Consider the following 23726-nt stretch of genomic DNA (forward strand, 5'->3'; position numbering starts at 1 on the left):
GCCGCGGGCACGGCGGGCTTCGTGGTGGCTGTCGGCCCTCAGCTGGTCGTGAGCATGCCCTCGCGCAGGCGGGCCAGTGTGCGGGACAGCAGCCGGGAGACGTGCATCTGGGAGACGCCGAGGCGTTCGCCGATCTGGGCCTGGGTGAGTTCCTCCACGAACCGCATGTGGATGATGTGCCGGTCCCGCTCGTCGAGCTCCGCGATCAGCGGCGCCAGCGCGTGGAAGTCCTCCACCAGCTCCAGCGCGGCGTCCTCGGCACCGATGAAGTCCTGCAGCGCCGCCTCGCCGTCCTCGCTGCCGCCGATCGTGGCGTCCAGGGAGGCGGAGTTGTAGCCGTTGGCGGCCAGCCGGGCCTCGCGCACCTCGTCCTCGGGCAGGCTCATCAGCTCCGACAGTTCCTTGTCCGACGGAGTGCGGCCCAGCCGGCTGCGGAGTTCCTCGCTGGCACGGGCGAGCTGGACGCGGGCCTCCTGCAGGCGGCGCGGCACGTGCACGGCCCAGGTGGTGTCACGGAAGAAGCGCTTGATCTCGCCGACGATGTAGGGGATGGCGAAGGAGGTGAACTCCGTCTCCCTGGACAGCTCGAACCGGTCGATGGCCTTGATCAGGCCGATCATGCCGACCTGGACGATGTCCTCCATCTCCTCCGGACCCCGGCTGCGGAACCGGCCGGCCGCGAAGCGGACCAGGGACATGTTCATCTCGATCAGCGTGTTGCGGGCGTAGCTGTACTCGGCCGTGCCCTCCTCCAGCACCGCCAGCTGCTCGAAGAACAACCGGGACAACTGGCGCGCGTCCTGCGGTGCCACCTGGGAGGGATCCGTTACGTCGGGCAGCGCGGTCGTCTGCGTATCTGCCGCCAGCGTCTTCATGAGCACCATGAAAATTCCCCTCCCGAGGCCGAGCGATGCCACCGCCGGCCGCGCGACGGCCGACAACGCGCCGGTTACCCCGTCATCCTCCACTCATGCCTCCCCGCGCACGAACTGATGCCCGGGCCCTATGCGCCGGGAACGACGTGGGCCAGGCCAGGGGGCCTTGGCGGGCGCCGGACCGCCTCCGGCCGCGGTGCGCGAACCCGAGGCCGGACACCGAGGCCAACCGAGTGAATCCCGGTCGCCGCAGCCCCGTCGCCGGACTTCCCCTCGGTTACGGTGATGACTGTGCGTGACCGTTCCGGTGCCTCATGCGTCGGTCCACGGGCGCACGGCAAGGAGCGGCCATGGCTCGGGTCCGGACGGTGTCCTTCTTCCGCGGCGACGAACGCGTGCGCCACGACGGCGAGACCGGCTTCGCCGACCGCGGCACCCGTCCCCGCGCGGTCAGCGACGAGTGGCCGCGGGCCGAGGTGGCGAGCGTCGGCATTCCGGCTAGGCTGGTGACGTGCGGTAAAGGGACGCAGCCGGACGTGCGCCGCGGCGGCGAGTTCGACGCGCACGCCGTGTTCACCGAAGCCGGTCCGTCCGTCCCGGCGTGCGGCGCGTACCGGAAGCACATTCGGCGCCGGCTGGGACCGAACGGGCAGCCGGTGCCCTTCATCTCCGCAACTCGCAGGCGCCTTCTGGGTGTTCCGCTCTCTCGGCGAGGTGTCCGACGGCACGGTGCCCATCGCCGAGACCATCGCCGTCGAGGAGGTCACCGGCCCTCAGGATCGGTGCCGGTACGCGGTGGAACCGCCGCCTTCGACGTCTCACCGCCCGTCGGGTGACGACGGCTCGACACAGGGAGAAACCGATCATGAGTCAGCCGGGCACGGTGGCACTCACCGTCGAACACAACGGCTCGGTCCAGGCGATCGCGTTCAGCCCGGACAGCACCCGGTTCGCCAGCGGCGGCGGAGACTCGCTGGTGCGGGTGCGGTCCGTGGGCACCGGTGCCCCGCTGGACGCACCCAGCGAAGGCTCCGTGACCGGTATCGACTTCAGCCCGGACGGCGCCGCGTTCGCGGTGGCCGACTTCGAGCAGGTGTTCCTGCGCTCCGGCTCGACCGGAAAGGTCATCTGGCAGGGACCACTGGATCCGGGAAACTCGGTGAACACCGTGCGCTTCGGCCCGAACGGGACACTCGTCGCCGCCACCGACACGTCGGTCGCCGTGCTCGACGGATCGACCGGAGCGGTCACCCGGCGGATCCCCGTCGACACCCCGCTGATCGCCGGCCTCGACCTGAGCCGGGACGGCACCCGGATCGCGCTGGCCATCGACGAGCGTCATGGCGGCAACCACCGGCAGGCCGGGTCCGCGCGCGTGCTGGCGCTGGCCACAGGCGCCGAAATCGGGCGGCTGACCCCCGAGAACGCCGTCTTCGCCGTCGCTTTCAGCCCGGACGCCTCACTCGTGCTGTGCTGCGCCGCCGACGACACCGTCCGGATGTTCGAGGCGGAGGGCGGCACCCAGCTGTGGCCCGCCGAGGACCAGGACGAGGACCAGGACGAGGGCGAGGACGAGGGCGAGGACGAGGGCGGAGGCAGGCGGGTCACCGCTGTGCACTGCCTGGCCTTCGACCCCAAGGGCCGGTGGACGGTGGTCGGCGGGGCGGACGGTTTCGCCCGAGTGCTGGAAGCGGAGTCCGGAACGGAGCGGGGCCGGGCGCCGACGCTGGACCCCGGCTTGCCCGACCCGCAGTTCGGCGCCGTCACCCACGTGGCTTTCGCTCCCAACGGCAAGGCGGCGGCCAGCGCCTCCATCGACAACGTGGTGCGTGTCTTCAACGTCGACGGCAGGGAGCGCTACACCGTGAGCACCGACGAGGTGCTGGCCATGAAGTTCAGTCCGGACGGCCGCTGGCTCGGCGTCGGCTGCTTCGACCGCGCCCTGGTGATCGACAACGGCGAACCGGGCCACGGGTGAGGCCGCATGGATCCGCATGAACTCCTGCACCAGTTCGCCGACCGGCTGCGCGCCCTCGCCCAGGACGCGGTGGAGGGCCTCGTCCACCAGCTGCCCACGCTCGGTGACGAGCCGTCGGCGGCCGGAACCGTCCTCGCTGGCCGGCTGCTGGCCGTGCACGACCGGTTGCCCGCGGGCAACCCGCTGGTGGAGTTGGTGCGCGAGGCGCTCGGCGACCTCAAGGCCGGCTCGGCGGTACGTCTGCACGGCTGGCGGCGAGCACCGCAGGCCCCGATCGGAGTGGCCCTCGTCCTGACCGGCCCGTCCGGCGCCGCGGCCGGACGGGCCGTGCTCGGGGTCTCCCCCGGCGGGCCCGTGTTCGACATCGTGGTCACCCCCGGAGCGGCGCTGACCCTGCCGCCGACGGTGACCGGGCCGTGGCGGGCGGAGGCGGCGATCGCCTCACCGGGCGGCTGGGACACGACGTTCGGCCCCGGCACACCGCCGACGACGCCCGGCGGCACCGCGACGATCCGCCTCACCCGCACCGGCCGTCTGGCGGCCGGGATGACCGACGGGCCCGGCATCAGCGTCAACGGGCTCGCGGTGGCGGTCACGGCCGCCCCGGACGCGCCGCCGGCCGTCGAGATCGAGTTGCGGGAGCTGAACGCCGCCGTGCTGCCGAGGGCCCTGGCGAAACTGGTCGGCGCCGGCGAGTCCAGCCCGCTGGCCGGCGGCTCCGAGCCCGTCACGGTCACCGCCCGGGCCGACCGCGACAACGGCCTGCGCTTCACCCGCACCGGCACCCTGCGCGTCCCGCTGCCGCTGCGGCTGAACACCCCGGGGGTGCGCACCCGGGGTGCCGCGCTGGAGCTGACCCTCGACGGCGGCGAGCCGCGGCTCGCCGTCTCCGTGTCGGTCACCGCCGCCCTGCCCGGTCTGCCCTTGCGCGCGTCGCTGGACCGGGCCGGCATCGACCTGCCGGTGGTGTTCTCACCGGAGCGGCTGGGCATCGACCCGCACCGGCTGGGCGAGCTCTTCCCGGACGGCGTCGGCACCGAACTCACCCTCCCGCCCGTCTCCGGCGGCGGCGTGGTCCGGCGCACGGACGACACGGGCTACGCCGGGCTGATCTCGATCGACCTGAGCGTGCTGCAGATTCAGGCGGTCGCCGTGTTCCGGCCGCCCGCGAAGGGCGCACCGACCAGCTTCCTGGTGCTTCTGTCCGCCGCGTTCCCGGCGCCCGGCGTCCAGCTCGGGCTCGGCTTCGCGCTCGACGCGGTCGGCGGCCTCGTCGGCGTCAACCGGCGGGTGGACGTCACCGCGCTCCGGCAGCTGGTCGGGGACGGCAACGCCGACCGGGTGCTGTTCCCCGACCACGCGGTCGAGCGCGCCGCCGAGATCATCGGGTCGCTGGGCTCGGCGTACCCGGTGGCCTCAGGGCGGCTGCTGGTCGGCCCGGTGGTCCGCCTCACCTGGGGCGGGCGGATCGTGTCGCTGTCCGGCGCGCTGATCCTGGAGCTGCCCGCACCGGTGCGGGCGGTGCTGATCGGGCGGCTCCTGGTGGGCCTGCCCGATCCGGTGGTGCCGCTGATCCGGCTCCAGGCGAGCGTGCTCGGCCGGATCGACCCGGGTGTTCCCGTGGTCGAGCTGCTGGTGTCGCTGGCCGGGTCGTGGATCGTCGGGCTGGCCGTACGCGGCGAGATGTATCTGCTGGTGCGCGGCGGCAGGCAGCCGGAGTTCGTCCTGTCCGCCGGCGGCTTCCACCCGCGCTACACCCGCCCCGCCCAGGTGCCCGCGCTGCGCAGGCTCCAGGTGGACCTGGCCCCTGGCAACGGCTTCGGGCTGCGCATGGAGGCGTACTTCGCGGTCACCTCGAACGCGGTGATGTTCGGCGGAGAGGTGCAGCTGGACGCGACCATCGCCGGCTGCGGTGTGCAGGGCTGGCTCGGACTGGACGCGCTGTTCGTCTTCGACCCGGTGTTCGCGTTCGCGGTGCATGTGCGGGCCGGTGTGGCGGTGCGTGCGTTCGGCCGCCGACTGGCCGGCGTCGGCCTGGACTTCACCCTGGAGGGCCCCGCCCCCTGGCACGCCTTCGGCACCGGCAGCATCTCGGTGCTGTTCTGGGACGTCGAACTGGACTTCGACATCCGCTGGGGCTCCCCGCCCGCCGTCGCGCAGCCCGGCGGGCGCGATCCGCTCGGTCCGGTTCGCGAGGCCCTCGGCCGGTCGAAGTCCTGGGTGGCGGAACGTCCGGCGGCCGAGCGCACCGCCCTGACGTTCACCCCCGCAGCGGTCGAGAGGCTGGCCAGGGGAGACGTCGTGCATCCCGATGCCACGCTGCGGGTCAGCCAGGAGGTGATCCCGCTGGGCGTGCCGCTCTCCCGGTTCGAGCGCCGGCCGGTACCGGTGCAGAAATGGACGATCAAGGAGGTCACCCTCGGCACACCACGGCCCGCTCGCGGTCTCCCCTCGCTGCCCGAACGGTTCGTGCCCGGCGAGTTCTTCGACCTCACCGAGGACCAGCAGCTCAGCACGCCCGCGTTCGTCAGCCACGCCGGCGGGGTGCGGGTGGGCACCGACGGCGTCGGTCTCGGCCCCGGCCACCGGGTCGCCGACGGATACGAAACCGGCTACGAACCTCCCCTGCCCACACGGCAGTTCTCCCACTGGCCCGGGCTCTTCCGCCACGAGTCGGTCCTCAGCCGCAGCACCGCCGAACGGCTGCGGCGCTGGCGTACGCCCCTGGCGGCCGTACGGGTCCGGCCCCCGACGCTGAGCGTGGTCGGCGCCCACGACCTGAGCCCCCTGCTGCAGGACGTGTCGCTGGTCAACGCGACCGCGGACGCCTGGGAAGCGGTGCGTGAGCAGCTCGACGACCCGCGGGCCGCCGTGCAGCTCGTCGAGAGCTGGGAGCAGCGCGCGTGACCCCGGCCCCCTCGGCGCGCACGGGGCCGGTGCCCGACCGCAGACGCATCTCTGGGCCCGGCGGCCCGGGCGGGAGCGACGTATGACGACGCGTTGGTTCTTCTCCTCGGCACGGGTCGGTGCGGCGGCCTCGGCGGTGGGCCAGGCGCTGCCCACGGCCGTCCTGTTCGATCGCGAGATCGACGGCGGGGTCCGGCAGGAAAGCGCGCAGGGACCCGCGCTGACGCTTCTCGGGCCGGGCGACGTCCTCGGCTTCGACCGGGCCATGGTGCTGCGTGAGGAACCGCCGCCCGGCACGACCTCCGCGGCGGAGAACGTGATGGCCGGTGTCGAGCTGGCGCACGCCGACCTGCCCTGGCTGCTGTCCCCCGGTTCCGTCCCGACGCCGTCCGGGCCGACACCTCAGCCGTGGATCGCGCTGGTCGTGCTGCGGGACGACGAAGCGGCCCCGCCGCGTGACGCGCACCCGTTGCCGGTGCTCACCGCTCCCGTCGCCAAGTTGCCACCGGCGGCCGAGCGGTGGGCCTGGGCGCATGTGGAGGCCCGTCTCCCGGACGATGTCACCGACCTCGCGACCGCCGGGCAGCGTGCCGCGCAGGGGGTGCGCGACCACTCGGCCGAGGTCGTCGGGCGGCTGCTGTGTCCGCGCAAACTGGACCCGGACCGCGGGTGGATCGCCGCCGTGGTGCCCGCGACCGCCGCCGGCCGTGCCGCGGGCCTGAATGCGCCGCTGACCGGCCCGGGTACGGCCGACGCCTGGCCGGCCGGCGGAGCCGCCACCGTCGAGCTGCCCGTCTACCACTGGTGGAGCTTCCGCACCGGCCCGGCGGGCACCTTCGAGGAACTGGCCCGCCGACTGCGCTTCCGGCCCGCCGCCGACGCCGGACTCGGCTCCCGGACCATCGACGTCAGCCGGCCCTGGCCCGCCGAGGGGCAGGACGTCCCGCCGGTCACCGTCGCCCTGGACGGCGCCTTGCGGGCGCCGGGAACGGCGGCGCCCGAGACGTGGTCGGACCCGGCCGCCCAGGACCGGTTCCGCGACCTGCTGCGACAGCGCCTGGACGCCCCGGCCCGGCGCCGCGACGAAGCCGACGGCCCCGTCGACACCGACGCACCCCCGGCCCCCGCCGACGGGCAGCCGGCCGGCGACCGGGACACCGCCGCCGTCGCCCCGCCGCTCTACGGCAGTCACCACACCGGCCGGCAGACCGTTCCCGACGACCCCGGCTCCTGGATGAGCACGCTCAACCTGGAGGTCCGCCGCCGAGTGGCCGCCGCGCTCGGCGCCCGCTACGTGCAGCAGGAGCAGGACTTCCTGATGGCCCGGGCGTGGGAACAGGTCGGTGAGATCCGGGAGGCGAACCGGCTGCTGGCCGTGAGTGAACTGGCCACCGTCGCGGCCGAACAGGCTCAGCGCAAGCACCTCGCTCCGCTGGGCGTGGCCGACCTGGTCACCGTGATGTCGCCGGTCGGCAACCGCACCCCGTTGTCCGCCGACACGGCCGGACCGATCGCGGCGCCGACCACCCTGGCGACGATGCTGACGTCGTCCCCGGTGCTGCCCGGCGTGGCCGACACCTCGTTCCTCCGGCTCACCCGCCGCACCGGCGCACTGGCCCGCCGGGCGGGCCGGGTCCCGACCGCGGGCGACGCCGAGGAGGCGACACCCGTCCTGGTGCAAGGGCTGAGCGACATCCATGTGATCGACGAGCAGGCACCCGGGACGGGCCTGCCCGTCGAACTGCGCACCGCGATCAGTCCGCGGCGGCTCCAGCTGCTGCGCATGACCGACCGCATCCCCGCCGACTTCTGGGCGCGCCGCACCGACGCCGAGGCCCGTCCGCTGCGGCCGGTCATGGCGCACCCGACGTTCTCCGTGCCGATCGCCGAGGAACTGCTGGCCCGCTGGCCGGAGTGGGCGCTCCCCGGGATCGGTGCGCTGCCGCCGGACTCGGTGACGCTGCTGGAGACCAATCCGGAGTTCGTCGCAGCCCTGCTGGTCGGGCTCAACCACGAGTTCAACCGGGAGCTGCTGTGGCGCGAGTTCCCGACCGACCAGCGCGGCACCCCCTTCGCCCGGTTCTGGCCCACCGACGGCACCGACATCGACGAGATCGCCACCTGGCCGCTGGACGCCTCGCTGGGCGGCCGACTGCGCACCGGCGGCGCGGGCAGCCTGGCGCTGTTGGTGCGCGGCGAGCTGCTGCACCGCTTCCCGGGCACCGCGCTGCTCGCCGTACGCGGCGAGAACGGCAGGCTGCCCGCAGCGTTCGGCGGGGTGCCGGCCACCCCGCTGGCGCTGGACGAGTCCACCGTGCTCTATCTGTTCGCCGGCCTCGACGCGCAACGGGCCCGCGCCGAGGACTGGTTCTTCGTGTTCCGTGAGCCGATGCGCGCAACCCAGTTCGGGTTCGACACCGGCCCCCTGCCCGTTCCGATGAAGACCTGGGCCGACCTCACCTGGAGCGGCGTCCCGGTGGACGCCGCCGGCTTCGTCCGCCTCGGACCCGCTCCCGCCGCTCCGACCGAAGCGCCGCCGTCCGATCCCCCGGTGTGGGGACGCGACGCGGCCGACATGACCCGTATCGCCTTCCAGCAGCCGTTCCAGCTGGCCTTCCGGGCCGGCACGCTGCTGGGCGGCTGACGACCGCGCCGAGAACAGGAGCACACCGCAGATGACCGACGCGTTCGCGGCATGGGCACAGCTGGAGCGGGCCCGCACCGAGGCCGACGCCGCGCAGGCCCGCGCGGACGAACAGCAGGCCGTGGTGCGACGGCTGCAGGAGGCCCTGCAGGCCGGCGACGAGCACGCCACGCCCGAGATGCTCACCGCCGCCGAGGCGGCGCACGCGGAGCTGCAACGCGCCGCCGACCAGCAGGCCGGCGTGCTCACCGAGGCGGAGGAGGAACTGACACAGGCGCTGGGTACGGGCGCCGCCCTGTTCCCCGACGACAACAGCACCCCGATCGCGCTGCTGCCGGTGCGGGTGGAGACCATCTGGTGGGAGCCGAGCACGCTGCGGGTCCGGGTCTACCCGGACGACGTCCTGATGTCCCAGTTCGAGCCGACGCTCACCCCGGCGGAGGCGGCCGTCGGCACCGAGTACTGGCGGGCTCCGAGCGCGGACGCCTGGCAGCAGGTCCTCACCCGGCTCCGGCCGGCACGCGCCGCCTGGGCCGTCCACGCCAGCCGCCCGGGAACCCCGCCGCCCGTGGTGCGCCCCGACGACCCGGCCGTACGCCCGCGCCGCGTGCTCGCGATGCCGAAACGCTGGCGCTTCCTCGGCCTGGTCGACGGCCAGGTCGTGGTGGACCGGCTCGGCCGTCCGGTGCCCGACCCGCTGCCGGTCGGACTGCTGCGATCCGACGAGGAGGGCTGGGAGACCGACTGGTTCGAGGCGGTCAAGGCCGGCATGGGGGTCGAGCTGCTCCTGCCCCCCGACGGCACCGATCACCTGGACGAGCTGCTGGTCGTCGGCGTGCGCGGGGACTCGGCCGCGGTCGGGGCCACCCGGCTGCGCGATCTCCTGCACGGGCACCGCTTCGGCGGCGGGCTCGGTCTGCTGCCGTCCGGCACGGCGACCAACAACACCCCGCGCGCCCGCTCCGGCTGGTCCTCGGCTCCCGCCTACCCGGGGCCGGAGGCGGACCCGCCGGCCGGACAGCGGCCGGTGGCCGACGCCCTGGCCACCGCCCTCGGCCTGCCCGACGCCGGTTTCCTGCGCGGCTGCTCCGGCGCGACCGACCCGGAACCCGCGGGCGTGGCCGCGCTGACCCTGCTGACCTGGCCCACGCTGGGCAAGGGCTTCGCCGAGGCGGCGGCGTCCCATCTGGACCTGGGCAGCAGCCAGGTGCGGACCACCGACCCGACCCGGCCGTGGCGCGCGGTCCGGGACCATCTCGCCGAGCATGTCCGCAGCCGCGGCCCGCTGCCGATGCTGCGGGTCGGCCGCCAGCCGTACGGGGTGCTGCCCGCCACCTCGCTGGGCGACTGGCGCGCGCAGCGCCCTCGCGACGTGGACGCGCTGCTGTCGCCCTGGCTGCTGCGGCTGCGCGAGCGCTGGCGCGCGGTGGTCGCCCGGGAGGACACCATCCCCCGGGTCCGGCCGGATCAGGCGGTCGACCAGGTCGCGGTGGACGCGTTGCAGCGGCTGCCCGTGGCCACCACGCTGGCCATGCGCCGGCTCGACGGCCCCGGCTTCGCGGTGGGCAAGACCCCGCGCGACCAGCCGCCCACCGAGCTCGGAGTGCCCGGCCTGCCCGCGGACGGGGTGCTGCGCTGGACCACGAGCGCCGACGGATGGACCGATCTCGGCACGGGGCTGGACGCGACCACCGGCGTTCCCGTGTTCGTGCAACGGCTCACGCCCGACCCCGTCGCCTTCCCGGCCAAGGCGTCGGCCACCGCGGACTATATCCGCGCGGTACGCACCTTCCTGAGCGGTGAGCTGGACGCCGAGAGCTATGACCGGGCGTGGCCGGTGGAGCTGTCCTCCGGCCGGGAGACCCCCCCGCGGCCCAGCACGTTCTTCGACCTGCCGAGCGCGGCCGGCCCGGAGCCGCAGGAGGGCGGCGACCCCGACGACGGCGGTACCACGGACGACGACGGCGGTACGACGGACGACGGTGGGACGGACGAGGAGGGCGGGACGGGCGAGGACAGCGGGCCGAAGGACGCCACCGGGGTGCTCGACGCGCTGTTGTACCTGCCCAACTGGGCGTCCTTCGCCGGCGACGACGGCGAGGACGACGCCCTCCGGCAGGCGCTGGCCGTCACCAGCGACGTGGACCAGCTGGTGGCCGACGTGCTCGAGGGACTGGTGTCGGCACACGAGCGCGCGGAGCGGGTCGCGGCCGCGACCCGGGCCGCCGGCGCGCTGCCCCGGCTGGAGCAGGCGCTGCGGACGCTGGCCGCCGTGCCGGTGAACCGGCTGCCCGAGCTGCTCCTGGAGGTCATCGACATCTACTCGCACCGGCTGGACGCCTGGGTCACCTCACTGGCCTCGCGGCGGCTGGCGGAGCTGCGGGCGTCCGGGGTCGAGGGCATCCGGTACGGCTGCTACGGCTGGGTGGAGAACCTGCGCCCGCCGGTGCCCAGGGAACACGTCGACATGGTCGTGGACGACGTGGACACCACGGTCGAAGTGTCCGCGCAGGACGGCTACATCCACGCGCCCTCGCTCCAGCACGCGGCCTCTGCGGCCGTACTGCGCTCGGGCTTCCTCGGCCACCCCGGCGAACAGGCCTACGCGGTCAGCCTCACCTCCCGCCGCGCCCGCATCGCCCGCTGGCTGCTCGGCGGCGTACGGCAGGGACAGAACCTGGGCCCCCTGCTCGGCTACCGCTTCGAGCGGGCCCTGCACGACGCGGAGCTGGACCACCTCGTCGAACGGTTCCGCCGTCAGTTCCCCCTGCCCGTCGTGCCGGAACCCGAGGGGCAGGCGGACGGCGCGCAGCTGTGGGCGCGCAGCGCGGAGGCCGTGGCCGCGCGCAATGTGGTCGACGGGATGGCCCTGGCGCGCAGCGGCGTCGGCGCGCCGGATCTGCCCAGTGTCATCGACGGCGCTCCGGTGGTGCCCGCCGCCGACCGCGCGGCGGTCGTACCGCTGCTGGAGGACCTGGTCGAAGCCCTGGACGCGGTGGGCGACCTGGTGCTGGCCGAAAGCGTCCACCAGCTGGTGGGGGGCAACCCGATCCGGGCGGGACTGACCGCCGACACGCTCGGACGCGGTGAGGACGTCCCGGACACCTTCCACGTCCTGCGCACTCCGCACCGGGCCCGTGCGCTGACCCACCGGGTGGCCGCGCTGCTGCCGGACACACCGGGCGGGCCGACCGGCTGGCCCACCGATCCGGTGGCCGCGCTGCAGCCGGCCGTGGAGGCCTGGGTGGCCCACCTGCTCGGCCCGGCCGCCGGCTGGACCCTGACCGGCGTGCTCGCCGAGCGGGCGGACGACGGGCCGGGCGCGGACCGCTCCTTCGCGATCACGGCCGACCGGCTGGGGCTGGGCGCGCTGAGCACCGTACTGGACACGGCCGGGGCCGAGCCCGCGCGGCTGCGCCGTGCGGTTCTCGACGCCCATGGCGCCGCGCCGGACACCACCGTCACCTTCGCCGGTCCCGGCTGGACCGGACTGCACGGCAGGGCCGTACGCATCCGGTCGATGCTGGCCACCGCGCAACCCCTGCTGCCGGCTCACCTCTTCGAGGATCCGGGTGACCGCCCGGTCGAGACGGCCGGCCTGCGCGGCCGGCTGGCCCGCTTCGCGGCCGACCCGCTGGTCGCGGGGGTGCCCGGCGCGGACACGTTGCGCGAGTTGGCGGAGCAGCCGGCCGGACCGGGCGCGGTGGAGGGCTGGCTGTCGCGGGCCCGTGCCGCGCTGGCCGAGGTGCTCGGCGCGGAGCTCCCGCTGTTGCCCGCGCTCACCGGAGCGGCGCCGGCCGGCCGCGGCGATCCGAACGGCGCCGGCCTCGAGGACTGGCTGCGGCGCAACGCCGCGGTACGGCCCGTGGTGAGCACCCTGCACGAGACGCTGCTGCTGGCCGGGACCCGGGCCGGGCGGGTGGAACGGCTGCGTGCGGCCCAGACCCCGGATGCCGGGGGCGAGCCCTGGATCGGCGGCGCCTTCCCGGCCGGGCGGCGCCCGCAGGCCACCGCCCACCTGGTGTGGCACGCCCCGGCCGACGTCCCGCCCGGTGCGGCCGTCACCGGCCTGGTGCTGGACGAGTGGACCGAGCTGCTGCCCGGTTCCGACCACCTGCGCCCGGCCGCCGATGCCACCCCGCCGGCCGAAACCGTGCCGGAGACCGAACTGACCGGTGTCGCCTTCCACTTCGACCGCCCGGATGCCAAGGCCCCGCACAGCGTGCTCATCGCCGTCCCCCCGGATCTCGAGCGCGGCTGGACGTCCGACGGCCTGGTCCAGGTCCTGCGGGAGACCATGGAACTGGCCAGGCTGCGTGCCGTCGATGTCGCCGACCTGCCCCTGCTGGACGACCTGATCCCCGCGATCCGTATCCCCCAGGCGGGCGCGACCGGGCAGGCGCTGGCCCGGGTCGAGACCCATCGGGGCAGAACCGATCCGGACGGGCCGTTCCGTCTGGAGCCCGGTCACCGCACCGCCGACGTGGAATCAGGTCTGGCCGCGCGGGTGCACGACCCGCTGTGGCTGCTCACACGCCAGTGGCAGTTCGGGGAGTTCGCCGCCCAGGACGCCGGTTCCCCCGCGGTGGTCCGGATGACCGGCAGCAGTGCGCCGATCGACGCCTGGCGCCCGGCCGGAACCACGGAGTGGGTGCCGTACGACCCGCGCACGGGGCCGCTGGACGCCCAGGTCGAGGACGAGCCGGTGCGGGTCGACGAGCGGCTGCGCGCCGAGGGCGGCGCCGCGCTGCTGCGCATGTGCGACGACGCCGGGGTGCTGGACGCGGCCGTCGCCGCGCTGGCGGCCCATCGCCTCCCGGCCGGCACGTCCGACGCGAGCCTGGTCGGTCTTCTCGAGGGCCGGGTGCCGGACGCGGCGTCGGTGGCGGCGGCGCTGGACGCGGGCTCCTTCCACGGCGGACCCGACCCGAGGCTCGGCGAGGTGACCGCCCGGTGGCGGCGCTGGTGGGCCGAACAGCTGGCCGAGCGCGGCCCGGACACCTTCGACCCGCACCGGTTCGAACACGCCGCCGAGGTGTCCACCGGCGGCTCGGTGCTGCGCGCCGAGGAGTATCTGGGCGACGGGCTGGACTGGTACGGCCTGGACGTGCATCCCGATCCCGAGATCCAGGCGGCACCGCCGGGCCCCCGCCATGTGTTCACCGACGAGGGACTGCCCTCGACGGTGCGCTACGGCGGGCTGCCGGCCGACCGGTTCTGGGAGATGGAGGACGCGCGGGTCGACCTCGGCTCGGCGGACGTCTCCACGCTGGACACCGGCCGTCTGCTGCTGATCTCCTTCGCCACCGTCTACGGCAACGACTGGTTCCTGGTGCCGCTCGAAGTGCCGACCGCCTCGCTGACCGTCCTGGACACGCTCCTGGTGCGCGATGTGTTCGGCCGGTACCACCTCGTCGGCCGTGCGGGGCGGGACGATCCGTCCTGGTCCCTGTTCACCCTGCACGGCCCGGACCCGGACCAGCCGGTCGCGTCCGGGCTGCTGATGCTGCCCACCGAACGCGGGCAGACGGGCGAGCCGTTGGAGCAGGTGTTGCTGGCGCGGGACGAGCTGGCGAACCTGGCCTGGGCCGTGCAGCACCGCTACACCGACGGCCGGGGGGTGCTGACCGACCGCCGGGACCAGTGGGCCCGCGTCGCGCCGCCCGAGCCGGTGGGGACGCGACAACTGCCCGCCTTCGGTGTGCAGACGGTGGTCCCCGACTACTGGTTCCCGCTGGTGCCGGAGGCGGTCCGGCCCGGGATGATCCGGTTCCGGCTGTCCGAACTGACCGGGCCCGGCCTCGACTCCCGCCCGGAGGGCCGGCTGGTCGCCCGCGGCCAGTGGGTGCACGAGGAGGAAGTGCCCCGGGAGGGGGTGACCGTGACCCGTCGCCCGGTGCTCGCCCGCTGGTACGACGGGTCGTGGCACAGCTGGGTGCGCAGGCAGAAGGCGCCCGGCAGCGGTGAGAGTTCGAGCGGGCTGGCCTTCGACACGGTTCGGCCGACGGAGCCCTGGCCGTGACGAGGGGTCAGGGATCGGGCACCGCCCCGGTTGGCGGCCCGTCATACGGGGCCCGCGTGGCGGTGCCGCCGTCCCCGCGGCCGGGGAGTCGGGCCGAGGGGAAGGACGGGGCCGCGCCGCGACCGGTGGGCCGTCCCCGAGTCGCGGCGCACGGCGGCGTGGGATTCACTGGAACCTCAGAACGGATGCGACGCGCGTCGCGGCTGTCGGGCCCCGGAACGGAAGGCCCCGGCCCCGGCCGGGCGGTCACGCGCGTTCCGGTTCCACGGCCCTGAAGCTCCGGCCGGGCCCTCCACTCGGCCCACGAGAGGAGACACCATGGGTCAGCTCGTCCTCAGCGGCCGCATCCGTGGCGAGGCCACGACCCAGTGCGAGTTCACGATCTCGGTCAACGGAAGCGCCGTCTCCGCGACCGCCGTGGTGCTGGACCAGTCCGTCTTCACGGTCCCGGACGCCTCGGCGCAGATCGAGATCCAGGCCGCCTCCTTCGAGCCGGCCACATACGGAACGGTGGGCGCGCGGCTGGAGATCGACGCGTTCGGCAGCGTCCAGCCCACCTTCCTGCCGGACGGCTGGGAACCGCCGACCGTCCTGCCGTCCCCGCTCGGCCTGACCACCGTCATGGTGGTGCACTTCTCGCCGCTGCGCGACGCCACCGAAACCGCACGGCGAAACCTCGCCCAATCGGGACCCGACTATCCCGGCTCCCCGCCCGCGCCGCCGCCCGGCGACATGACGTTCCGCAGCCCACCCGTGCCGATGCCGCCCGATGTGTACTCCCCGCTGCCCCAGGTGACCGACACGGCCTTCATCGGCTCGCCGCCCATCGCCGACGGCCGGATCGCCGTGGAGCAGCGCACGGTGACCCCGTTCGGGGAAGTCCTCGTACTGCGGCTGCCCGGCGTCGGCGCGCCACAGCTCGTGGCGGTCTTCTGGCCGGCCGAGGTACCGCGGCAGCCCGGCGCCCCGCCCGCGCCCTTCCTGGTCTTCTTCCGTCCCGCGGCGGCCCAGAACGTTCCGAACGGCTTCTTCAAGGATCCCCGGGACCGTCACGACCCGATGACGAACGACACCTACCCGTGGGGCTGGGACTACCAGTTCTTCGGTCTGCTCCGCCCCTTGCGGTACATGGGCGATCCCCTCCTCGAGTTCCCCTCGGCCAAGGGCCTCGTCCACCAGATCCAGGCCTCCGGGCGCAAGGTGGTGCTGGTGCTGCCGCTGCCGCGGGCCGATGACCGAACGTGCGACGAGATCACGTCGTTCGGCGAGGCCGTCTTCCTCCAGGAGTACCTGGAGGAGATCCAGGCCTTCATGTTCCGGCGAGCCGGGAACTTCTCCTTCGGTCCCATCGGACGGCTCGCCATGGGGTCGTTCAGCAGCGGTCACGCACTGTTGTCGTGCTTCCTGACGAACCCCGCCAACCAGAACCACCCGCTCCTGCTGGACACGCTCCAGGAGATCTACCTGTTCGATCCGCACGCGGACCAGGTCTCGGTGACACGCACGCCGCTGACCCATGTCGCCGCGTGGGCGACGCGGGGCGCGGCCGCAACGAAGATCGCCCGCCTCTACACACAGAACGACCCCGTCCAGCTGGCCCCGGTCCTTTCGCTGTTCGGGATGGTGTCCGGCCAGGCCCCCGCCCATGCCGAGACCCCCGACGGCCGCAAGTCGCTCACCGCGCTGCCCATGGCCGCGTGGAAGAGCCTGGCCGAGCGGCTCCAGGGCAGTGTGCCCTACACGAACTCCGCCCAAGTGCACGAAGTGATTCCGGCGTTGATGCTCACCGACGCGCTGCGGCGCAGCGGCTTCTGAGGGGCACCGCGCCCGGTGGCACCGAGGGGGTGACCAAGCGCTCGGGCCGGCCCAGGTCCGTTCGGAGGCCGTGGCCGACGTCCGCGGCCCGGCCGCGAGGGCCGAAAGCCCCAGGAGAGAGCCGAAGGGCCCTCGTCCTCCGCGGACGACGGATGCGACCGTGTAATCGCCCCCTGTGCTGCACGGACCCGGCAGTCTCCGTGAAAGGTGGCGAGGACGATGGCACTCCCTCTGGTCGTGGGCGTCGACGGGTCGGACGCTTGTCTGCTCGCGGTCGACTGGGCCGTGGACGAGGCCGCCCGACACGATCTTCCGCTCCGGCTCGTCCACGCCTCGCTCTGGGAGCGTTTCGAGGGCGCGGCGCCGTCGACCGACCCGGAGCGCCCCTTGGAGCAGGTGCTGGCCCAGCGGATCGTGGCCGCCGCGGCCGATCGCGCGGAACGGCGCAACCCCGATGTGAAGGTCACCACCGACATCATTCCGGAAGACCCCGCGGCCGCCCTCCTGCATGAGGGCGACGGCGCGTTCGCACTGGTGACGGGCTCGCACGGGCGCGGCTTCCTCAAGGAGATGTTTCTCGGTTCGGTCGGACTGACCGTCGCGGCCCGGGCGCACGGCCCCGTGGTGGTGGTGCGCGGTGATCGCGCGGGGCTCGCCGGTAGACACGGACGGATCCTGCTCGGTCTCTCGGACGCCGAGATCGGCGTGGAGGCCATGCGGTTCGCCTTCCACGAGGCCGATGTACGGGGCTGCGCCCTGGACGTCGTACGGACCGGGCGCCGGACCGCCTCCGGCGCGGGCGGCGAGCGGGTGCCGGCGGACGAGCAGGCCGGGGCGGACCCTTCCGCAGCTCCCGGCGCGTCGCTCGACGACCTGATCGCCGAGCATCCGCGGGTCCGGACGCACCGCACGGTGATCCACGGGACGGCGGGCAAGGTGCTGGTAGACCGGTCGGCGGCCGCGGATCTCGTGATCATCGGCACGCGCCGCGGGACCGGCCGTTTCGGCCTCCCGCTCGGCCAACCGGGCCACACGCTGCTGCGTCACGCTCAGTGCCCGGTCGCGGTCGTGCCCCAGCGTCCGGGGGCCACCGCGTCCGCCTGACGCCGACGCCGGCACCGCTCGGCAGCGGCCGGGCCGTGTAGGGGTGGGCCCGGGCAGGCGGGCCGCCGGGGGACGGGGCGGGGATCCGTCCGTCGACCGCCGGGGCTACGGTGCGCAGTGACGGGACGAGTGCTCCACGCGCTCCGGCGACCCCAGATGCGAGGCGAGGACCGCCGCCTGGACCCTGCGCTGGACGCCCAGCTTCGCCAGCATCCGTGAGATGTGGTTCTTGACGGTTTTCTCCGACAGGTACAGCCTCCTGCCGATCTCGCGGTTGGTGAGACCGTCCCCGATCAGGGCCAGGATGTCCCGTTCACGCGGTGACAGGCTCGCCAACTCGCTCGGCACGGAGGGGGTGTCCGCCGGATCGGTCCGCAGGGAACGCATGAGGCGGGCCGTGGTCGCGGGGTCGAGCATCGACTGCCCCGACGCGACGGTGCGGACCGCGGAGACGAGGTCGGAACCCTTGATCTGCTTCAGCACGTATCCCGAGGCGCCGGCCATGATGGCGTCCAGGAGGGCGTCCTCGTCGTCGAACGAGGTCAGCATCAGGCACGCCAGGTCCGGCATCCGGCTGCGCAGTTCCCGGCAGACGGTGATGCCGTCCCCGTCCGGCAGCCGCACGTCGAGCACGGCTACGTGCGGGCGGAGGGCGGGGCCGCGGGCCAGTGCGTGCTCGGCGGTGTCGGCGTCGCCGACGACGCGGATGTCCGGTTCGGCGTCGAGCAGGTCGGCCAGGCCGCGTCGTACCACCTCGTGGTCGTCCAGCAGGAACACCCGGATGGGGTCCTGCTCCGTGAAGCTGCGCGTCTCGGTCATGACGGCCTCTCGTTCCCCGGGTACGGACAGACTGCGGCCTGCCCACGCCGGCTGATCATCCATCCACGGGCACCGGGTGCACTAGGGCCGACCGGCCCCACCGACTCCATGGTCGTCGGGTGCGAGACCGGACCGCACGTCGGCCGACCCGTGGCCGGACCGCCCGAGAGTCACGCCGCCGTCGGTCGCGGAACGGGGCCGGGGCGGAGGGCTGTCCGGGTCTCTCAGCGGGGCTGAGCGGAGCCGTGGGGACCGGGCGCGAGCCGCGGGAGTCGTTCGTGCACCTCGAAGACGTGGCCCAGTCCCGTGGCCCGCAGTACACGCCGGAAGCGCGCGCTCTGCGTGATCAGCCGCAGCCTGCCGCACCGGGCCAGTGCCCGGTTGCGAGCGCGGCACAGTACTCCGAGGCCGGCGCAGTCGATGAAGGTGACCGACCGCAGGTCCAGCACCAGGTCGGGATGCGGGTGCGCGGTGAGCGCGTCGAACCGTTCGATCAGCGTGGGCGCGGTCACCGCGTCCATCTCGCCGTGTACGGACACGATGATCGCCCCGCCGGTCGCGTGGTGGGGCAGGGCCGCTCCCTTCACGGTGCGGTGCTCCGCCACGCAGGCCGTGTCGTTCTCGGACATGGAACGAGCGAACCCGGGACGCGGACGAAGCGCAAGGGCCGTTCGGCCCTGGGCCGCCGATCCGTCCGGGCCACGACGCGGCTCATGGCAGGCGGCCGGCCTCGATGGGCACCGTCCGGCCGGGCCCGGGGGGCCGGACGGCCCAAGCGGCACCGGTGGGCGACTGGGGAGGCTGAAGGTGCGGGCGGCTCCGGCACCGTGCCGGGACGACCGGTCCCACGGCGTGCGACCGAAGAGGGTGAGGAACCCGATGAAAGGCTTCGTCTTCCATGGTCCCGGTCAGGCGTCCTGGCAGGACGTCCCGGACCCCGCCGTCAAGGATCCCACCGACGCGGTCGTCAGGGTCGGCGCCGTGACCATCTGCGGGACGGACCTGCACATCCTCAGGGGAGACGTGCCGGAGGTCCCTCTCGGCACGGTGCTCGGCCACGAGGCGGTCGGCGAGATCGTCGAGGTGGGCAGCGACGTGCTGACGGTACGCCCGGGAGACCGGGTGCTGATCTCCTGCATCACCTCCTGCGGACGGTGCCGGTTCTGCCGGGGCGGCTCCTACGGCCAGTGCCGGGGCGGCGGGGGGTGGATCCTCGGCCATCTGATCGACGGGACCCAGGCCGAGTACGTCCGCGTACCCCATGCCGATCTGTCCGTCCATCCGCTGCCCGCCGCCGTCCGCAGCGAGGACGCCGTGCTGCTGGCGGACATCTTCCCGACCGCCTACGAGGTGGGTGTCCTCAACGGGCACGTGCGGCCCGGCGACACCGTCGCCATCGTGGGTGCCGGACCCATCGGGCTCGCGGCCGTCGCCACGGCGCGGCTGTTCTCTCCGGAGCGGATCATCTCGATCGACCTGGTCGCGGCCCGGCTGGAGGCCGCCCGCCGGCTCGGCGCAGACGCCGTGGCCGACGTCCGCGAGGCACCCGGCCAACTGGTGGCCGATCTGACGGACGGGCTCGGCGCGGATGTGGTCATGGAGGCGGTCGGCGTCCCCGACAGCTTCGAGCTGTGCACCCGCATGGTCCGCCCAGGCGGGCACGTGGCCAACATCGGCGTGCACGGCAAGCCCGTCACGCTGCACCTCGAAGACCTGTGGATCAGGAACGTCACCATCACCACCGGCCTGGTGGACACCCGCTCGACACCCACCTTGCTGCGGATGACGGCCGCCGGCCGGCTCCCGACCGGACAACTGGTCACCCACACCTTCCCGCTGAAACAGATGGAGGAGGCCTACGACGTCTTCTCCCAGGCCGCCGAGACCGGTGCGCTCAAGGTCGTGCTCGGCGGGGAGCGGCACGCGGAAGTAGCCGTACCGCGCACCGACCGGGAAGGAGGGTGACGGCCATGACCGGGCAGAGTGGCCTTCGAGGTGGATCGCATCGACGACGCCTTCAGCCAGGGCTGGAGCGTGCTGGTCCGGGGCCGGGCACGGACGGTGTCGGACCCTCAGGAACAGCGGCGCCTCACCGAGCGGGCGTACAGCCGGCCTTGGGCGGGCGGTGAACGGGACCTGTGGGTGCGCATCGAGCCCGACGCGGTGACCGGACGCCGTATCGCGGTCCGAACCGACAGCCGGGGCGGCGGCGGTGGAGGGTCCTGGTGCGGCGGTAGAGGATTCTGGCGCGGCGGTGGCAAGTCGCGCCGCCGGGTCCGTCACGGCCGCGGGCCCCGCTCCGGCCGCGGGCCCGGCGGCCGCTCGGTCATGTGCCCGCCGCTCGGTCATGTGCACGGGCTTCGCCCGCGGCCACCTCCGTCTCGGTGAGCAGCACACCCGTGACCAGTTCGGGGCGGATGCGGACCGCCTGGTCCATCTCGGGCTGGCGCATCCAGGGAACGAGCAGTCCGCGCAGGCGCGCCAGTTCCGCGGGGTCGGTGACGAGGCGGGCGTAGCCGGTGACCACCACGCTCCAGCCGAGGTGCGTCTCCGGGTCGATCGCGTCGGCCTCGTAGGCGACGACCACGCCGGCGCTCTGGGACTCCTTCGCCCGCGAGGTCAGGGCCGCGCCCTCGTGCATCCGGATCACGATGTCACCGCCGTCCAGGATGTGGTTGACCGGGCGGACGGTGGGCAGTGCCTGCCGGGTGAAGACGACCCTGCCCAAGGACACGCTGCCGAGCAGCCGCAGTGCCTCGGCCCGGTCGAGGTCGACACGGCGCTGCGCCGGATCGCGATGAGGGATCATGACTGGCTTCTTCGCGTGTGCGTGGCTCTCTTCTGGTCGGACTCGGCGGCCGGTGCGCGCGTGGCGCCCGTGCGGCGGAGCGACACCGCGGGGGTCGGTGCCGCTCCTGATGCCACTGTCGCCCGTGGCCCCGTGTGTCTCCAGTGCCGACCGGTCCCCGGGCAGGGGCCGATCGGCCCGGCTTCGCCCGCTGCGCAACTGCGCGTCGGAAGCCCCTGGTTGTCCGCCCGCGGATTCCGCGGCGGCGCCCCCGGGAGGGCGTCCGGGAGCCGGGTGGCGCCGACCCGGCGTACCGCCCCGGGGCGGAGCCGATACCGTGGAAGTGACCCACCGGTGCGGGGTCCGCGCGCCGAGGATCTGGAGGAACGTGGTGGCAGTCCCGGAGGAGCCCCGCGTACGGCTGCCGCAGCTGAAGCTCGACGAGCTGCTGGAGGAGCTGCAGGCCCGGATCAACGCGGCCCGGGGCACGCAGGACCGGGTGCGCAGTCTGCTGGAGGCGGTCCTCTCCGTCGGCCGGGAGCTGGACCTGGAGCAGGTCCTGCGCTCCATCGTCGAGGCCGCCGTGGTGCTCGTGGACGCCGAGTACGCCGCACTGGGCGTGATCGGACCCGACGGCACCCGGCTGTCCGCGTTCCACACGGTGGGTGTCACCGAGGCGCAGATCTCCGCGATCGGCCCCTATCCGGAGGGCCATGGCATTCTCGGCGAGCTGATCCGGCACCCGCATCCGCTCCGGCTCGCGAAGATCTCCGAGCATCCGGCGTCATACGGTCTGCCGCCGGGCCACCCTCCGATGAACAGCTTCCTCGGCGTCCCGATCCGGGTCCGCGACGAGGTCTTCGGCAATCTGTACCTGACCGAGAAGCGTGGTGGCGCGGAATTCGACGAGGAGGACGAGTCGGTCCTGTCCACCCTGGCCGTGGCCGCGGGCGTGGCCATCGACAACGCGCGCCTGTACGAGAACTCCCGGCTGCGGGAGCGCTGGCTGCGCGCCAACGCGGAGATCAGCCACAGCCTGATGTCCGGCACCGATCGCGCCGACTCCCTGGGGCTGATCGCCGAGCGTGCCCGGGAGATCTCGGACTCGGCTCTGGCGGCGGTCGCCATGCCCATGGAAGGCACGAAGTCGCTCGCCGTGGAGATCGCCGTCGGAGTGGACGCGGAGGCCCACCGCGGCCTGGTGCTGCCCATGCACGACAGCCTGATGGGACTGGCGTACACCGCGAGCGCCCCAGTGACCAGCGACGACGTCATCCACGACCCGCGGATCTCCCCCGAGCCGCCGCGCTTCGAGGGGCTCGGCCCCGCCGTGGCCGTCCCGATCGGCACCGGCGCCGGCGGCGTACGGGGTGTGGTCCTGGTGGCGCGGGAATCCGGCCGGCCGGTCTTCTTCCAGAAGGAGACCGAGATGCTGCAGGGTTTCGCCGCCCAGGCGTCGATCGCGATGGAGCTGGCCGAGCGCAGGCAGGACGCCCAGCAGATCGCGCTGCTGGAGGACCGCGACCGCATCGCCCGGGACCTGCACGACCTCGCCATCCAGCGGCTGTTCGCCACGGGGATGACCCTGCAGAGCGCGGGCCGCTTCATCGAGCATCCCGAGGCCGCCGAGCGGGTGCTGCGGGCCGTGGACGACCTCGACGAGACCATCAAGATCATCAGGTCGACGATCTTCGGGCTGCGGGCACACTCGGGCACCGCCGGAACCGGACTGCGGGCGAGGGTCGTCAGCGCGGTGGGCGAGGCCACGCCCCTGCTGGGCTTCGCCGCCGGCGTGCGGATGGAAGGCCTGGTCGACACCGATGTGCCGCCCGAGATCGCCGACGACGTCATGGCCGTACTGTCCGAGGCCCTCGCCAACATCGCCCGGCACGCCCACGCCGACCGGGCTCAGGTCGTGCTGACGACCGACGGCCGCGAGGTGTGCCTGAAGGTCTCCGACAGCGGTGTGGGCATCCCGCCCGACGGCCGGCGCAGCGGGCTGGCCAACATGGCCGAGCGGGCGGAGAAGCTCGGCGGGCGGTTCGAGGTGACGAGTCCCGAGGGGGGCGGCGCCGTGCTGGACTGGAGCGTCCCGCTGCCCACCCGGTAGGCCTTGCTCTCCTTCACTCCCTTCCGGCAGCGGTGAGCCTGCGGTCCACGCCGGCGACACCCGCCACGCCGCGTACCGGGAACAGGGCCACGCGGCCGCCGGGGCCGACGGCGCGCGTCATGACGTCACCCGCTCGGTGCGGACCGCCGTCCGTGCCGGCCCGCTCCCGGTACCAGGCGATCACAGCAGGTCTCCGGCGCCGTACGGGGCGTAGAGGTCGAGCAGCCGCACCCGGGAGGCGTGCAGGCGTTGAGCGACGACGCGTCCGACCCATACGGCGACCGCCCGGCCGATCTCAGGGTCCGCGACGCACATCGCCCGTACGGCCTCGGCGTCGAACTCCCAGGCCCGCACCGGGCTCGTCGCTTCGGCGCCCAGGTGCCAGAGATACGGGGGGTAGTGCCACGACCAGCCGATCAGTTCGCCGTGACCGAGGGTCTCGATGACGGCGGGCCGGCGGCCGGGCACGTGCAGGTCGAGCGCGACGGTGCCGGTGCGCACGATCCAGAAGCGGTCGGCGCGCCGGCCCTCCTCGAACATCCGGCTGCCCGCCGCGTAGGACACCTCGCGGGCGAGGGTCATCAGCTGTTCGCGGTGCACGGGTGCAAGGGCCGCGGTCATGGTGGTGGCGGAGGTCATCGCACCGACTCCCTTCGTGGCTGCT

Annotated in this window: 14 protein-coding genes and 1 pseudogene; 9 read left to right on the forward strand and 6 right to left on the reverse strand. The window is 73.9% G+C overall.

The window, feature by feature from the left end:
* Positions 1-38: 38 nt before the first annotated feature.
* Entirely contained in the window at positions 39-884 is an 846-nt protein-coding gene (locus FHS34_RS10890; protein ID WP_184963654.1) for an RNA polymerase sigma factor SigF, read from the reverse strand.
* Positions 885-1740: 856 nt separating this feature from the next.
* Here FHS34_RS10890 and FHS34_RS10895 point away from each other — a divergent pair.
* The 6 genes from FHS34_RS10895 to FHS34_RS10920 all read left to right on the forward strand — a co-directional run bounded on the left by FHS34_RS10895 (position 1741) and on the right by FHS34_RS10920 (position 17345).
* Positions 1741-2853, forward strand: a complete 1113-nt coding sequence (locus FHS34_RS10895; RefSeq protein ID WP_184963656.1) for a WD40 repeat domain-containing protein — start codon at positions 1741-1743, stop codon at positions 2851-2853.
* Between the two features lie 6 nt (positions 2854-2859).
* Positions 2860-5760 carry a DUF6603 domain-containing protein gene (locus FHS34_RS10900; RefSeq protein ID WP_184963658.1) on the forward strand — a complete coding sequence of 967 codons (2901 nt, stop codon included), beginning with the start codon at positions 2860-2862 and terminating at the stop codon, positions 5758-5760.
* An 82-nt stretch (positions 5761-5842) separates the two neighbouring features.
* Positions 5843-8404: an amino acid adenylation domain-containing protein gene (locus FHS34_RS10905; protein WP_184963660.1), complete on the forward strand. Its 2562-nt coding sequence runs from the start codon at positions 5843-5845 to the stop codon at positions 8402-8404.
* A 31-nt stretch (positions 8405-8435) separates the two neighbouring features.
* A complete protein-coding gene (locus FHS34_RS10910) occupies positions 8436-14426 on the forward strand; it encodes a hypothetical protein (RefSeq protein ID WP_184963662.1) in 5991 nt (1996 codons plus the stop codon).
* 318 nt (positions 14427-14744) lie between these two features.
* Complete coding sequence (locus tag FHS34_RS10915; RefSeq protein ID WP_184963664.1) at positions 14745-16241, forward strand: hypothetical protein; 1497 nt, start codon at positions 14745-14747, stop codon at positions 16239-16241.
* A 219-nt stretch (positions 16242-16460) separates the two neighbouring features.
* Positions 16461-17345, forward strand: a complete 885-nt coding sequence (locus tag FHS34_RS10920; RefSeq protein WP_184963666.1) for a universal stress protein — start codon at positions 16461-16463, stop codon at positions 17343-17345.
* Between the two features lie 105 nt (positions 17346-17450).
* Here the strand turns inward: FHS34_RS10920 and FHS34_RS10925 are convergent, their stop codons facing one another.
* Positions 17451-18164, reverse strand: a complete 714-nt coding sequence (locus FHS34_RS10925) for a response regulator (protein WP_184963668.1) — start codon at positions 18162-18164, stop codon at positions 17451-17453.
* A 224-nt stretch (positions 18165-18388) separates the two neighbouring features.
* Complete coding sequence (locus FHS34_RS10930) at positions 18389-18793, reverse strand: STAS domain-containing protein (RefSeq protein WP_184963670.1); 405 nt, start codon at positions 18791-18793, stop codon at positions 18389-18391.
* Between the two features lie 250 nt (positions 18794-19043).
* Between FHS34_RS10930 and FHS34_RS10935 the strand changes: the two genes are divergently transcribed.
* Both FHS34_RS10935 and FHS34_RS10940 read left to right on the forward strand, forming a co-directional pair.
* Positions 19044-20129, forward strand: coding sequence for a zinc-dependent alcohol dehydrogenase family protein (locus FHS34_RS10935; protein ID WP_184963672.1), 1086 nt, complete (start codon positions 19044-19046; stop codon positions 20127-20129).
* Between the two features lie 15 nt (positions 20130-20144).
* Positions 20145-20351, forward strand: a pseudogene (locus FHS34_RS10940) (pyridoxamine 5'-phosphate oxidase family protein); the annotation flags it as partial.
* Between the two features lie 139 nt (positions 20352-20490).
* Here the strand turns inward: FHS34_RS10940 and FHS34_RS10945 are convergent.
* On the reverse strand, positions 20491-20973 hold the full coding sequence (locus tag FHS34_RS10945; RefSeq protein ID WP_184963674.1) for a pyridoxamine 5'-phosphate oxidase family protein: 483 nt from the start codon (positions 20971-20973) through the stop codon (positions 20491-20493).
* 370 nt (positions 20974-21343) lie between these two features.
* Here FHS34_RS10945 and FHS34_RS10950 point away from each other — a divergent pair, with 370 nt between their 5' ends.
* Positions 21344-23062, forward strand: coding sequence for a sensor histidine kinase (locus FHS34_RS10950; RefSeq protein ID WP_184964282.1), 1719 nt, complete (start codon positions 21344-21346; stop codon positions 23060-23062).
* A 13-nt stretch (positions 23063-23075) separates the two neighbouring features.
* Here FHS34_RS10950 and FHS34_RS10955 read toward each other — a convergent pair whose 3' ends face one another.
* Together FHS34_RS10955 and FHS34_RS10960 are read right to left on the reverse strand one after the other, a co-directional pair.
* A complete protein-coding gene (locus FHS34_RS10955; protein WP_184963676.1) occupies positions 23076-23246 on the reverse strand; it encodes a hypothetical protein in 171 nt (56 codons plus the stop codon).
* Complete coding sequence (locus FHS34_RS10960) at positions 23243-23701, reverse strand: cyclic nucleotide-binding domain-containing protein (protein WP_184963678.1); 459 nt, start codon at positions 23699-23701, stop codon at positions 23243-23245. The genes FHS34_RS10955 and FHS34_RS10960 overlap by 4 nt, the downstream gene beginning before the upstream one ends.
* Positions 23702-23726 lie beyond the last annotated feature (25 nt).

The organism is Streptomyces echinatus, assembly GCF_014203595.1.
GTDB classification, from domain to species: domain Bacteria; phylum Actinomycetota; class Actinomycetes; order Streptomycetales; family Streptomycetaceae; genus Streptomyces; species Streptomyces echinatus.